Here is a 12,955-nt window from a genome sequence, read left to right as displayed (position 1 = left end):
GGTGACCTCCACCGCGCCCACGACGAGCGAGACCTCCGGCACCGGCCTGCGCCGGGCCGTGACCGGGCCGCTGCTGTACCTGTTCATCCTCGGGGACGTCCTCGGCGCCGGCGTCTACGCGCTGATCGGGGAGATGGCCGGCCAGGCCGGCGGGCTGGTGTGGCTGTCCTTCGGGGTGGCGCTCGCGATGGCCCTGCTCACCGCGTTCTCGTACGCGGAGCTCGTCACGAAGTACCCGCAGGCCGGCGGGTCGGCTGTGTTCGCCGAGCGGGCCTACCGCAGTCCGCTCGTCGCGTTCCTCGTCGGGTTCTGCATGCTCGCGGCCGGCGTGGTCAGCGCCGCCGGCCTCGCGCTCGCGTTCACCGGCGAGTACCTGTCCGCGTTCCTGGACGTCCCGCAGGTGCCCGCCACGGTCGTGTTCCTGCTGGTCGTGGCGCTGGTGAACGCGTGGGGCATCAAGGAGTCCCTGTGGGCCAACGTCGGCATGACCGTCGTCGAGTCCGCCGGTCTCGTGCTGGTGGTGGCCCTCGGGGCCTGGGTCATCGGGCGCGGCGACGCGGACCTCGGCGGCGCGGTCGCGGCACCGGACGGCTCGTGCGTGTGGCTGGCGGTGCTCGGCAGCGCACTGCTCGCGTTCTACTCGTTCGTCGGCTTCGAGACCTCGGCGAACCTCGCCGAGGAGGTCCGCGACGTGTCGCGCGTCTACCCGCGGGCCCTGTTCGGCGCCCTCGCCACCGCGGGCGGGATGTACGTGCTGCTCGGCTTCGTCGCGCCGGCCGTGGTGCCCCCGGCCGAGCTCGCGGAGTCGACGGGCCCGCTGCTCGAGGTGGTGCGGGCGGCCGGGGCGGTACCGCCCGGGCTCTTCGCGGTGGTCGCGCTGGTCGCCGTGGCGAACGGCGCGCTGCTGACGATGATCATGGCCAGCCGCCTCGCCTACGGCATGGCGCGGCAGGGGCTGCTGCCCTCCGTGCTGGGCCGGGTGCTGCCCGGGCGCCGCACCCCCGGCGTGGCGATCGCGGTGACGACGGCCGTCGCGGTGGTCCTCGCGACCACGGGCGAGCTGGTCGACCTCGCGTCGACCGTCGTGCTGCTCCTGCTGTTCGTGTTCCTGTCGACGAACGTCGCGGTGCTGGTGCTGCGGCGCGAGCGGGTCGAGCACGACCACTTCCGGTCGCCGACGGCGGTGCCCGTCCTGGCGGTCGTCTCGTGCCTGGTGCTGCTCACGCAGCAGGAGGCCGGGCACTGGGCGCTCGCGGGGGTGCTGCTGGCGGTGGGCGGGGTCGTCTACGTCGTGACCCGCGGGGTCTCCCGGTCGAGCCGGCGGCCCGCGGGGCGCTGAGGCGTCACGCGTCCTCGGCGTCGCGCAGCGCCCGCAGCACGGGCCACGCGCCCTCGGAGGTGTTCGCGACGACCGTGACCGTCACCCCCGTCCCCGGGCTGTGCCGGGTCAGGGCCGACACCCCGGCGTCGTAGCCCTCGAGCTCGACGTCGTCCGAGTCCCCGCCGAGCCAGAAGCCCCGGCCGTACCGCCGGTCCTCCTCCGCCGCGTGCAGCGGCTCGACCAGCGTCGCGAGCGTCCCCTCGGAGACCACCCGGTGCGCGAACAGCGCCCGCCAGAACCGCGCCAGGTCCCCGGCCGTCGTGACGAGGCCGCCGTCGCCGCTCCCGCGCACCGGCAGGTGCAGCACGTTGGTCCGCAGGCCGGTCGCGTGCAGGTAGCCGCGGGCGACGTCGCCGGGCAGCTCGTCGCCGCGGGGGTAGCCGGTCGCCGTCATGCCGGCGGGCGCCAGCACCCGCTGCCGGACGAGCTCGGTGAACTCGGTGCCCGTGAGGCGCTGGAGCAGCAGCGCCAGCACCACGAACCCCGAGTTGTTGTACGCGAACTCCGCGCCGGGCTCCGACACCTGCTCCCGGCCGTCCAGGACCGGGAGGAACGCCTCCACGTCGTCCAGCAGGTGCACGGGCACCGGCAGCACGTGGTCGGTGATGTCGCCGTCGTCCGACTCGTCGAGGTAGTCCCCGATGCCGGACGTGTGGCTGAGCAGGTGGTCCCACGTCACGCGGTGGTCCACGAGCGGCAGGTCGTCGCCGAGCAGCGGCCGCACCGGGTCGTCGAGCCGCAGCCGGCCCTCGTCGAGCAGCGCCCCGACCGCCAGCGCCGTGAACCCCTTCGCGACGCTCGCGACGCCGAACCGGTGCCCCGTGGTCGCGGCGACCCCGTGGGCGCGGTCGGCCAGCCCGTACGCGCGGGCGAACAGGGTCTCCTCGCCGCGGTCCACCCGGACGACGCCGCTCAGGCCGGTGGCCAGGGCGCTCTCGTGCAGGACAGGACCGGCGTCGGCGGGGTCGAGGGCAGCCACCCTCCGACCCTACGGAGGTGGAGCGCGCGCCTGCGAGCGGAAAACCCCACCGGACGCCGCCGGAGGGCGACCCCCCCCCAGGGCACCACTCAGTGGTGGGCCGGCGTCCACTCAACGGTGGCGCACGAGGGCCGGTGCGCTCGCGCGACGTCCGCGGAATGGTGCGGCCCGCGTGCGTGCGGGGCGCTGGGTAGGTGTTTTATCTGACAGGTCACGTAAATTCTCGCGACGACGGGAGAATTCGATGCCTCCAGCAACCGGCCGCCCGGCGTGCGGCCGTGGGCGCGCAGCGGTGGCACCTGCCTCTAGGCGTCCGACCTCGGCGGATGTACTGTCAGCCTCACCTCCACCGGAGGCGCAGGACCGAGAAATGCGGCAATGGTGCCGTGGCATGACAACTGCGTGGGCATCCGTCAGGAAGCGTCGGAGATCGGAGCACCTCATGTCCCTCTGGGAGTCGTTCGTCCTTGTCCTCGAGATCTTCTTCTTCGTCGCCTACCTGCTGGTGATGTTCCAGATCATCGGCGACCTGTTCCGCGACCACCGGCTGTCCGGCGTGGCCAAGGCGGCGTGGGTGCTCTTCCTCGTGTTCTTCCCGCTGGTCGCGGCGCTCGTCTACCTGATCGCGCGGGGCAAGGGGATGGCCGAGCGCAGCGTCGCCGGCATCCGCGAGCAGCGCGAGCGCACCGACGCCTACATCCGGGACGTCGCCGGGACGGCCCCGGCCCAGGAGATCGCCACAGCCCAGGGTCTGCTGCGCGACGGCGTGATCACCGCCGAGCAGTTCGAGCAGCTCAAGGCACGCGCGCTGGGGACGGCGTGACCGGCGTGACCCGCCCCGGCCGGCCGGGGCGGGCCACGCTCGCCCTGGCCGGACCTGTCGTCGCGGCCGCGTTCCTGCTCGCGGGGTGCGCCTCCGGGGATGCCGACGCCGGGTCGGGCACCACGGAGCCGCCGGCGGACGACGGCACCGCGGACGTCGAGCTCGTCGCCGGGTCCTCCGGCCTCGGGGTCCCCGCCGGGCTGGGCGGCCCGCCGGCGGACGCGGCGGCCGGGGCGGCCCGGACCGCGGACGCCGGCCTGCTGTACGTCGTGACCTTCGGGTCGAGCACCTGCCCGCAGGTGGCGGACCCCGAGGCGACGGCCACCGGTGACGCCGCGGTCGAGGTGACGTTCCCGGAGCCGGCCGGCGACCCCTGCACCACCGACTACGTCCCGGCGACGTCCGTCGTGGCGCTGCCGGACGGCGTCGACCCGGATGCGGACCTCACCGTCACGGTGGGTTCCTGGGGCGACGTGACGCTGCCCGCCGGGTCGCAGGACCCGGCCTGGGCCACCGCGGAGGGCTGACCCGCCACCCGCCCGCGGCGCCGGTGCCCCCGTCGGGGCGCCGGCGCCGGAAGCCGACCCAGCCGCCGGACCCAGAGAGGGGATCGCCATGTCCGAGGTGGTGCAGGAGCACCGGCCGTCCGGTCTGCAGCGGGTGCTGGACGCCGTCGAGCGCGCCGGCAACCGCGTCCCGCACCCGGTGATCATCTTCCTGGTGCTCATCGGTCTGCTGATCGTCGCGTCGCACGTGTTCGCCCTGGCGGGCACGTCCGTGACGTTCGAGCAGGCGGCCGTCTCCGAGCAGGTCGAGCCGAGCGGCGAGGCGCTGATCGGCGACGAGCCGTACCAGTCCGCCGAGCCGGAGGTCGAGCTGGTCACCGTCGAGGCGCAGAGCCTGCTGTCGGCCGACGGCATCCGGTTCATCTTCACGTCGCCGGTCGCCAACTTCAACGGCTTCGGCGTGGTCGGCGTGATCATGGTCGCGATGCTCGGCGTCGGCCTCGCCGAGGAGGTCGGGTTGATCGGGGCGTTCATCACGCGCCTGGTCAAGGTCACCCCGCGGCGCCTGGTGACGGCCAGCATCGTGCTCCTCGGTGTGCTGTCGTCCATCGCCACCGACGCCGGCTACCTGGTGCTGATCCCCCTGGCCGCGGCGGTGTTCCACTCGCTCGGGCGCCACCCCCTGGCCGGCCTCGCGGCGGCGTTCGCGGGCGTCGGGGGCGGGTTCGGCGTGAACATGCTGGTCACGCCCGTGGACGGGATGCTCGCCGAGATCACCAACGAGTCGATCGCCGACCCGGCGCAGCACGTCTCCATCACCGGCAACCTGTACTTCGGGATCGTCTCGACGCTCGTCATCACGCTGGTGGCGACGCTGCTGACGGAGAAGGTCGTCGAGCCGCGCCTGGGCACCTACCGGGAGGACGAGGCGCCGGTGCCGGCCGACGGCGAGGTCACGGCCCCGCCGTCGCACGACCTCGGGCCGGAGCAGCTGCGCGGGCTCCGGTTCGCGTTCTGGGGGCTCGTCGGCGTCACGGCGCTGGTGCTGCTGCTCACCGTGCCGTCGTGGGGGCCGCTGCGGAACCCGGAGACCGGCAGCCTGATCGAGGACTCCCCGCTGATGGGGTCGATCATCTTCCTCATCCTGCTCTACTTCTTCGTGATGGGGCTCTGCTACGGCAAGGGCGCCGGGACCATCCGCACCAGCATGGACGTCATCAACCCGATGACGAAGACGATCGCCGGGCTCGCGGGGCTGTTCTTCCTGCTGCTCGTCATCAGCCAGTTCATCGCGTACTTCACGTACTCCCAGCTCGGGACCATCGCCGCCGTGCAGATGGCGGACGTGCTCGAGCGCGCCGGGCTGCCGACGGTGTGGCTGATCGTCGGCCTGATCCTCATGACCGCGGTGGTCGACATCTTCATCGGCGGCGTCGTGCCGAAGTGGGCGATCTTCGCCCCGATCTTCGTGCCGCTGTTCGTGCAGCTCGGCATCTCCCCGGACGTCGCGGTGGCCGCCTACCGGGTGGGCGACTCGCCGGTCAACGTGGTGACGCCGCTGATGCCGTACTTCGCGCTCATCGTGATCTTCGCCGAGAGGTACCGGCGCAAGGTCGGGGTGGGGTCGGTGATCTCGCTGATGCTGCCCTACACCGTGGCGCTGCTGCTGGTGTGGAGCGTGCTGCTGGTGGTCTGGTACCTGCTCGGCCTCCCGCTGGGGCCCGGCGGCACCATCTACCTCTGAGCCGGCACCGGAACCCGGACCCGGACCCGCGACCATGTCCGACGCGACCCTGAGCCTGCTGGTCCTGGCGGCCGCCGTCGTGCTGTTCGTGTGGAACCGGCTCCCCGTCGGGGTCGTGGCGGTGCTGACCGCCCTGGCGCTCGCGGGCACCGGCGTCCTCACCTCGGAGCAGGCGCTGGCCGGCTTCGGCGACCCGGTGGTGGTCTTCATCGCGGCGCTGTTCGTGCTGAGCGAGGGGCTGGAGTCCTCCGGGGTGACGGCCTGGGCGGGGCAGCAGCTCCTCGCGCGCACGGGGCAGGGGCGCACGCGGGTGGTCGTCGCGCTCATGGTGCTGTCGGCGGTGCTCGCGGCGGTCGTCACCCCCAACGGGGCCACGGCCGCGCTGGTCCCGGTGATGGTGCTCGCGGCGCGCCGCTCCGGCATCGCGACCTCCCGCGCGGCGCTGCCGCTGGCGTACGCGGCGAGCGCCGGTGCGCTGCTCACCCTGAGCGGCAGCACGGTCAACGTCATCGCCTCGGACGCGCTGGCCGGGGCGACCGGCGAGCGGTTCGGCTACCTGGAGTTCGCGGTGGTGGGCCTCCCGCTCGTGCTGGTCACGATCGCGGTCACGGTGCTGCTGGGTGACCGGCTGCTCCCGGAGCGCACGCCGGCGTCGCTGCCCCGGGACTTCTCCGCGCACGTCGACACGCTGGTCGAGCACTACCGGCTGGACCACGGGTTCTTCCGGCTGGCGGTGCCCGCGGCCTCGCCCCCGGCGGGCACGGCGCTGCGCGACGTGGCCGTGCCGGCCGACGTGGTGCTGGTCGGTGCGCAGGACCCGGCGGGCGGGCCGTGCCCGGACGACCGGCCGGTGACGCCGGGCGACGTGCTGGTGGTGAGCGGTCCGGCCGAGGGCGTCACGGCGTTCGCGGCCGACCAGGCCCTCACCGTCGCCCGCACGCCGCTCACCCGCCGCACCCGCGAGGCGCTGCTCGACGCCCAGCGCGGGCTCGCCGAGGTCCTGGTCCCGCCACGGTCGGCTCTCGTCGGCACGGCGGTGTTCCCCGGCATGGTGCGCGCGGGGACGACGGTGCTGGCCGTGAGCCGGCGCGGACGGGACGTCGGGCCGCGCCCGGTGGCGCTCGCGGAGGGCGACGCGCTGCTGGTGCACGGCAGCTGGGACCGCATCGAGGCGCTGGCCGCGTCGGAGCAGGTGCTCGTGGTGGACAGCCCCGACTCGGTGCGGCGGCAGACGGTGGCGCTGGGGCCGAAGGCCGGCGCGGCGCTGGCGGTCCTCGCGGTCACGATCGTGCTGCTCGCGACGGGGGTGGTGGCACCGGCGGTCGCCGGGCTGCTCGCCGCGGTCGCGATGGTCGTCACCGGCGTGGTCACGCCGCAGCAGGCGTACCGGGCGGTCTCCTGGCAGACCGTCGTGCTGGTGGGTGGGCTCATCCCGCTGTCCGTCGCGATCCGCACGTCCGGGGCGGCGGACCTGCTCGCGGGCGGGATCGTCGGCCTGGTGCCGGACGGCGACGGCCGGCTGCTGCTGGTGGCGCTCTTCGTCCTCACCGCGGTGCTCGGCCAGATCGTGTCGAACACGGCGACGGTGCTCATCGTGGTGCCGGTCGCGCTCGCCGCCGCCGAGGCGTCCGGTGTCCACCCCGCGCCGGTGCTCATGCTCGTCGCGGTCGCCGGCGCCGCGTCCTTCCTCACCCCCATCGCCACCCCGGCCAACATGATGGTGATGGCGCCGGGCGGCTACCGGTTCGGCGACTACTGGCGGCTCGGGCTGGTGACGATGCTCGCCTGGCTGGTCGTCGCCGTCCTCCTGGTGCCGCTGGTGTGGCCCTTCAGCCCCTGACACCCACCACGAGAGAAGAGGACCCGCCATGCGCGACGTCGACCCCGTCCCGTCCGCCACGTCCGTCCCGGCGACCCGGCTGCGGGTCGTCACCCCGGACGACCCCGCGCTGCCCGTGGGCCCGCACGGCGTCGGTGTCGCCGCCGCCGGCCCGCTGCCCGAGGGCGTGCCCGACCGTGAGGCCCTCGGCACCTGGGGCTTCGCGGGCCGGTCCGGGCAGACCCTGGTGCTGGACGCGGCCGCCCCGTCGCCCGCGGTGCTGGTCGGCTACGGCGACACGCCCGCGCCGGCCGCGCTCCGGGACGCCGCGGCCGTGCTCGCCCGCACCGTCGGGCACCGCTCGACGCTCGTGACGTCGCTGGTGGGCGCTGCCGCTCCCGGGGACGCGGGTCCGGCCGCGCAGGCCGTCGTCGAGGGAGCGGTGCTCGGCCGCTACCGCTACGACCCGCTGCGCACCGCGCCCGCGGGCGTGCCGCTCACGGAGATCGTGCTGGTGGTGCCCGCCGACCGCGTCGACGCGGCGCGCGCCGGGGCCGAGCGCGGCCTGGTGCTCGCCCGCGCGGCCGCGCTCTCCCGGGACCTCGCGAGCGCGCCGGCGGGGCACCTCACCGCCCCCGGCCTGGCGGACGTCGCGGTGCGGCTCGGCGGCGCCGCCGGGCTGCGCGTCGAGGTGCTCGACCGGGCGGCGCTCGTCGACCTGGGGTGCGGCGGCCTGCTCGGCGTCAACGCCGGGTCGACGGTGGAACCGCGGATGATCCGGCTGGAGCACGTGCCCGCCGGCCCCGCCCGGGGCGGTCACCTCGGCCTCGTCGGCAAGGGCATCACGTACGACTCCGGGGGCATCAGCCTCAAGCCGTCCAACGCCATGCACGCGGCGATGAAGATGGACATGACCGGCGCCGGGGCGATCCTCGCGGCGATGACGGTGCTCGCGGAGCTCGACGTGCCGGTGCACGTCACCGCCTACCTGGCCTGCACCGACAACATGCCGTCCGGGTCGGCGACCAAGCTCGGGGACGTGCTGACGACCCGGTCGGGCCGGACCATCGAGGTCGTCAACACCGACGCGGAGGGCCGGCTCGTGATGGCGGACGCGATCGACCTGGTCCGGGAGGCCGGCGTCGACGCGATCCTCGACGTCGCCACGCTCACCGGGGCCGCGCTGATGGCGCTCGGGCCGCTGACCGCCGCGGTGATCGGCAACGACGACGCGATGGTGCACCTGGTGGAGCACGCCGCGGACCTGACCGACGAGCGGGTGTGGCGGCTGCCGCTCGACGCCCGCTACCGGCCGTGGCTCGACTCGGAGGTCGCCGACCTCAAGAACCTCGGCGGGGAGTCGGCGGGGGCGACGGTCGCCGCGCTGTTCCTCTCCGAGTGGGTCGGGACGACGCCGTGGGCGCACGTCGACATCGCCGGCCCGATGCGCTCCGAGACCGACGACGCGTGGCGCACCAAGGGCGCGACCGGGTTCGGGGCGCGGCTGCTGGTGGAGGCGATCACCGCCTACGGCGCCCGGTGACCGGCGCCGCCGTCCCGGCCGGCGGTGGGGCGCTGCCGCCCTCCCGGGCGCCGCGGCGCCGGCGGCGGTGGCTGCGCGTCGCCGTGACCCTGGTCGCCGCGGCGCTGCTGCACCGGCTGGTGACGCGGCTGGTCGGGACGGTGGACTGGGCGGCGGTCGGCGCGGCTCTCGGCAGCCTGGAGGCGTGGGTCGTCCTCCCGCTCGTCGGGGCGCTGCTGCTGCGGCAGGTGCTGAACGCGGTGCCGCTCACGCGGTTCCTGCCGGGCCTCGGCATCGCGCGGTCGACCCAGAACGACCTCACGGCCAACCTCGTCGCCACGCTGGCGCCGCCGCCGGCCGACATCGCGGTCCGCGTCGCCATGTTCCGGTCGTGGGGGCTGGACCCGGTGCTCGGGATGGCCGGCGTCACGCTCAACTCGGTGCAGTTCTACGTCGTGCGGTTCGCGGTGCCGGTGCTCGGCCTCGGGCTGCTCGCCGGGCACGGCCTGGAGCGGCGGCACTGGCTGGTCGGCGCGCTGTGCGCGCTGGCGGCCGCGGTGGTCCTCGCCGGTCTGGCGCTGCTGCTGCGGGACGAGCGGCTCGCGGCGTGGGTGGGGACCACCGCCGGCCGCGCCGTCCGGGTGGTCCGCCGGGGCACCGACCCGGGGGAGTGGTCCGCCCGTACGGTGCGGCTGCGGGCGGAGACCTCGACCGGGCTGCGCTCGGGGCTCGTGCCGTCTCTCGCGGCGCTGACCGGCATGGTGCTCGCCGACGCCGCGATCCTGCTGCTCGCCCTGCGCGCGGTGGGCGTCCGCGGCGACGACCTGCCGCTGACGCTCGTGCTCGGGGTGTTCCTGCTCTGCTACCCGCTGACGATCCTGCCGCTGTTCGGCTTCGGCGTGCTGGACGCGCTGCTGCTCGGCTGGTTCACGGCGTCCGGGGGCCAGGAGGTCGAGGCGGGGGTGCTCGCGGCGACCGTGGTGTGGCGGGTGGTGACCCTGCTCGGCACGCTCGCGCTGGGGGCGGTGGCGCTCGGGCTGTGGCGGGCGGGGGACCGCCGCGGTGCGCGGGCGCCGGGGCCGGCAGGGCGGTGAGGGCCGCAGACCCGGCGACAGCGGGGCTCGACGGTCGTCCGGTCGGGCCGTGCGCGCCGCGACGCGTACCGGTGCGCGGTGCGCGCGGAGGAGCGGGTCGCCGCGGGATGACCCGGCGTGCTCAGCGCCCCGGGCTGGAGACGCAGAACAGGTTCCCCTCCGGGTCGGCCATGACGACCCAGCCGTAGTCGTCCATGCCGTCGCGCCGCACCTCCGTCGCGCCGGCCGCCACGAGCTCGCGCGCGGCGACGTCGCGGTCCTCGCAGTGCACGTCGAGGTGCAGCTTGTTCTTGCCCGGGGTCGGGTCCGGAACGCGGATGAAGCACAGCCGCCAGCCCGAGCCGTCGACGGCCTCGATGATCGCGTGCGCGGGGTGCTCGGTGCGGTACACGTCCCGCCAGCCCAGCCGGTCGCGCCACCAGTCGGCGAGGGCGAACGGGCCGGTGCAGTCGACGGCGACCTGGGCAGGGGAGATCCGCATGGATCTCACGCTAGGACCGGGCACGAGCCGGTGTCCGGAGGAGCTCCCACGGACGCGACGGAGGGGCGGACCCGCACCGGGCCCGCCCCTCCGCGTGACGACTCAGCCCTGGGTCAGCGGGAACAGCGTGTCGTCGTCCTTGTAGACGTCCGCGGCGTTGTCCTTCGTGACGATGACGGGGGTCAGGAGGAACGACGGGACGACCTTGACGCCGTTGTCGTACGACTCGGTGTCGTTGATCTCGGCGTCCTCACCCTTCTGCAGGAGCTGGATCTCCTTGATGGTCTGGGCGACCAGCTCGCGGGTGTCCTTGTAGATGGTCGAGTACTGCTCGCCGGCCATGATCGACTTCACCGACTCCACCTCGGAGTCCTGGCCGGTGACGACCGGGGTGTCCTTGCCGGCCTGGGCGACCGACGTCAGGGCCGCGCGACCGAGGGTGTCGTTCGGCGACAGGACGCCGTGCAGCTCGGTGTCCGTGTAGGAGCCGGCGAGGATGGTGTCCATGCGCTTCTGCGCGTTCTCGGCCTTCCAGCCCTGCGTGGCGACCTGCTCGAACGAGGTCTGGCCCGACACGACGACGAGGGTGCCGTCGTCGATCTTCGGCTGCAGGATGCTCATCGCGCCCTCGAAGAAGGGCGTCGAGTTGGCGTCGTCCGGCGAGCCGGCGATCAGCTCGATGTTGTACGGGCCGTCGCCCTTGCGCTCCTCGAGGCCCTGCAGCAGGGCCTGGCCCTGGAGCACACCGACCTGGAAGTTGTCGAACGCCACGTACATGTCGACCGCGTCGGTGTTCTTCACCAGGCGGTCGTACGCGATGACGGAGGCGCCGGAGTCCTTGGCCGCCTCGAGCTGGGTGCCGAGCTGCGAGCCGTCGATCGCGCCGACCACGATGACGCTCGCGCCCTGCTCGACCATCGCCTGGATCTGGTTCTGCTGCTCGGTGACGCCGCTGTTCGCGAACTGCACGATCGGCTCGAAGCCGGCGTCGGTGAGGCCGTCGTTGAACAGCTGCTCGGCGAGCACCCAGTTCTCCGACGTCTTCTGGGGCAGCGCCACGCCGATGGTGGCGTCGGCCGCGAACCCGGCCGCCGCCTCGGAGGAGCCGTCGGACGACCCCTCGGTGGACCCGCCGCGCTCGGACGAGCACCCCGTGAGCATCAGCGCTCCGGCGGCTCCGGCGGCGACCAGCGCCGCAGTCAGCTTCTTCATGGGTGGTGTCACTCTTCCCTCAGTTGGGCACCCCTCATCGGGTGCGGTGGCGTGCCCCGGCCGGGACCCGGCCGGGCGGGAGGTTCAGCGCTGGGCGAGGGTCTCCGGGGCGGACCCGGACACGGGCGCGGGGGTCTGGGGCCCCTCGGGTCCCCCGGGGATCTGCGTCTGCCGGCGGGACCGCATGAGCAGGCCGACGATGGACGGCCGGCCCTGGATCTTGTTGTAGACGTCGAACGCGACCGCGGCGAGCAGCACGAGGCCCTTGATCATCTGCGTGCTGTCGGAGCCGACACCCATGAGCTGCAGGCCGTTGTTCAGGACGGCCATGACGAGGCCGCCGATCAGCGAGCCGACCACCGTGCCGACGCCGCCGGAGACCGCGGCCCCGCCGATGAACACGGCGGCGATCGCGTCGAGCTCCCAGTTCGTGCCGTCGAACGGGCCGGACGCCGTCGACCGGCCGATGAAGACGATGCCGGCCAGCGCGGCGAGCACCGACATGTTCATCATCACGAAGAAGTTGGTGCGGCGGATGTTCACGCCGGACAGCGACGCGGCGACCTTGTTGCCGCCCACGGCGTACACGTGCCGGCCGGTGATCGTGCGGTTGGAGACGAACGCGTAGATCAGCACGAGCGCGACGAGGATGACGCCGGACACCGGGAACGAGGTCCCGACGCGGCCGGAGCCGAACAGCCACGTGACGCCGGCGACGACGACGGACAGGCCGCCCGCGCGGACCACCGACACCCACATCGGCACCGGGGAGCCGCCGAGGCGGCGTGCGGAGCGGCGCCGGCGGGACTCGCCGTAGACGAGGGCCGCGATCGCGACGATCCCCAGCACCAGCGTCCAGTTGTTCAGGCCGGTGTCCGGGCCCCACTCCGGCAGGTACCCGGCGCCGAGCGTCTGGATCTCCTCGGGCACCGGCACGGTGTTGGACTTGCCGATGTACTGGTTCGCACCGCGGAAGAACATCATGCCGGCGAGCGTGGTGATGAACCCGGGGATGCCGACGTACGCCACCCAGAACCCCTGCCACGCGCCGATCGCGGCACCGACCGCGAGCCCGAGCAGGATGCCCGCCCACCACGGGATGCCCCAGTCGCGGATCGCCAGCGCCACGATGATGCCGACGACCGCGGCCACCGAGCCGACGGACAGGTCGATGTGGCCGGCGATGATCACCAGCACCATGCCGATCGCGAGGATCAGCACGTACGAGTTGCCGTTGATGATGTTCTGCGCGTTCGTCGCCGTGAGCACCTTGCCGCCGGTCGCGATCTGGAACACCGCGATCAGCGCGATCAGCGCGAACACCATGCCGAACTGGCGGGCTCCGCCGCCGAACAGCTGCTTGAGTGACGTCATCGTCAGGGCCGTCCTTCTGC

At 73.9% G+C, this 12,955-nt stretch carries 11 protein-coding genes; 7 read left to right on the top strand and 4 right to left on the bottom strand.

Annotation, left to right across the window (positions count from 1 at the left end; translation table 11 throughout):
- Position 1 precedes the first annotated feature (1 nt).
- Positions 2 to 1,339, top strand: a complete 1,338-nt coding sequence (locus K5O09_RS16580; protein ID WP_222170563.1) for an APC family permease — start codon at positions 2 to 4, stop codon at positions 1,337 to 1,339.
- Between the two features lie 4 nt (positions 1,340 to 1,343).
- On the opposite strand, the gene K5O09_RS16575 is transcribed toward K5O09_RS16580, so the two are convergent.
- Positions 1,344 to 2,360, bottom strand: a complete 1,017-nt coding sequence (locus K5O09_RS16575) for a serine hydrolase (RefSeq protein WP_255595810.1) — start codon at positions 2,358 to 2,360, stop codon at positions 1,344 to 1,346.
- Positions 2,361 to 2,802: 442 nt separating this feature from the next.
- On the opposite strand from K5O09_RS16575, the gene K5O09_RS16570 reads away from it, so the two are divergent.
- The 6 genes from K5O09_RS16570 to K5O09_RS16545 all read left to right on the top strand — a co-directional run bounded on the left by K5O09_RS16570 (position 2,803) and on the right by K5O09_RS16545 (position 9,868).
- Positions 2,803 to 3,183 (top strand): PLDc N-terminal domain-containing protein, encoded by a 381-nt coding sequence (locus tag K5O09_RS16570; RefSeq protein ID WP_222170562.1) that lies wholly within the window; start codon positions 2,803 to 2,805, stop codon positions 3,181 to 3,183.
- On the top strand, positions 3,180 to 3,710 hold the full coding sequence (locus K5O09_RS16565) for a hypothetical protein (protein ID WP_222170561.1): 531 nt from the start codon (positions 3,180 to 3,182) through the stop codon (positions 3,708 to 3,710). Before K5O09_RS16570 ends, K5O09_RS16565 begins: the two co-directional genes overlap by 4 nt.
- A gap of 88 nt (positions 3,711 to 3,798) precedes the next feature.
- Positions 3,799 to 5,433, top strand: coding sequence for an AbgT family transporter (locus K5O09_RS16560; protein WP_222170560.1), 1,635 nt, complete (start codon positions 3,799 to 3,801; stop codon positions 5,431 to 5,433).
- Between the two features lie 34 nt (positions 5,434 to 5,467).
- On the top strand, positions 5,468 to 7,273 hold the full coding sequence (locus K5O09_RS16555) for an SLC13 family permease (protein WP_222170558.1): 1,806 nt from the start codon (positions 5,468 to 5,470) through the stop codon (positions 7,271 to 7,273).
- 28 nt (positions 7,274 to 7,301) lie between these two features.
- Positions 7,302 to 8,795, top strand: coding sequence for a M17 family metallopeptidase (locus K5O09_RS16550; RefSeq protein ID WP_222170557.1), 1,494 nt, complete (start codon positions 7,302 to 7,304; stop codon positions 8,793 to 8,795).
- A complete protein-coding gene (locus tag K5O09_RS16545; protein ID WP_222170555.1) occupies positions 8,792 to 9,868 on the top strand; it encodes a lysylphosphatidylglycerol synthase domain-containing protein in 1,077 nt (358 codons plus the stop codon). The genes K5O09_RS16550 and K5O09_RS16545 overlap by 4 nt, the downstream gene beginning before the upstream one ends.
- A 121-nt stretch (positions 9,869 to 9,989) precedes the next feature.
- On the opposite strand, the gene K5O09_RS16540 is transcribed toward K5O09_RS16545, so the two are convergent.
- From K5O09_RS16540 to mmsB, 3 genes are all read right to left on the bottom strand, one after another.
- A complete protein-coding gene (locus tag K5O09_RS16540; protein ID WP_222170554.1) occupies positions 9,990 to 10,349 on the bottom strand; it encodes a VOC family protein in 360 nt (119 codons plus the stop codon).
- A gap of 102 nt (positions 10,350 to 10,451) precedes the next feature.
- Complete coding sequence (locus tag K5O09_RS16535; RefSeq protein ID WP_222170552.1) at positions 10,452 to 11,561, bottom strand: sugar-binding protein; 1,110 nt, start codon at positions 11,559 to 11,561, stop codon at positions 10,452 to 10,454.
- Positions 11,562 to 11,645: 84 nt separating this feature from the next.
- Positions 11,646 to 12,935 (bottom strand): multiple monosaccharide ABC transporter permease, encoded by a 1,290-nt coding sequence (gene mmsB, locus K5O09_RS16530; RefSeq protein ID WP_222170551.1) that lies wholly within the window; start codon positions 12,933 to 12,935, stop codon positions 11,646 to 11,648.
- Positions 12,936 to 12,955: the final 20 nt, after the last annotated feature.

The organism is Cellulomonas sp. C5510 (assembly GCF_019797765.1).
GTDB lineage: Bacteria > Actinomycetota > Actinomycetes > Actinomycetales > Cellulomonadaceae > Cellulomonas.
The sequence above is the reverse complement of the archived record's forward strand: the minus strand, read 5'-3'. Positions and strand labels throughout refer to the sequence as shown.

Bases quoted from the DNA above. Each gene is read 5' to 3' on its own strand.
- K5O09_RS16570 (WP_222170562.1), top strand. From the start codon at position 2,803: ATGTCCCTCTGGGAGTCGTTCGTCCTTGTCCTCGAGATCTTCTTCTTC.
- K5O09_RS16535 (WP_222170552.1), bottom strand. From the start codon at position 11,561: ATGAAGAAGCTGACTGCGGCGCTGGTCGCCGCCGGAGCCGCCGGAGCG.
- K5O09_RS16555 (WP_222170558.1), top strand. From the start codon at position 5,468: ATGTCCGACGCGACCCTGAGCCTGCTGGTCCTGGCGGCCGCCGTCGTG.
- K5O09_RS16550 (WP_222170557.1), top strand. From the start codon at position 7,302: ATGCGCGACGTCGACCCCGTCCCGTCCGCCACGTCCGTCCCGGCGACC.
- K5O09_RS16540 (WP_222170554.1), bottom strand. From the start codon at position 10,349: ATGCGGATCTCCCCTGCCCAGGTCGCCGTCGACTGCACCGGCCCGTTC.
- mmsB (WP_222170551.1), bottom strand. From the start codon at position 12,935: ATGACGTCACTCAAGCAGCTGTTCGGCGGCGGAGCCCGCCAGTTCGGC.
- K5O09_RS16560 (WP_222170560.1), top strand. From the start codon at position 3,799: ATGTCCGAGGTGGTGCAGGAGCACCGGCCGTCCGGTCTGCAGCGGGTG.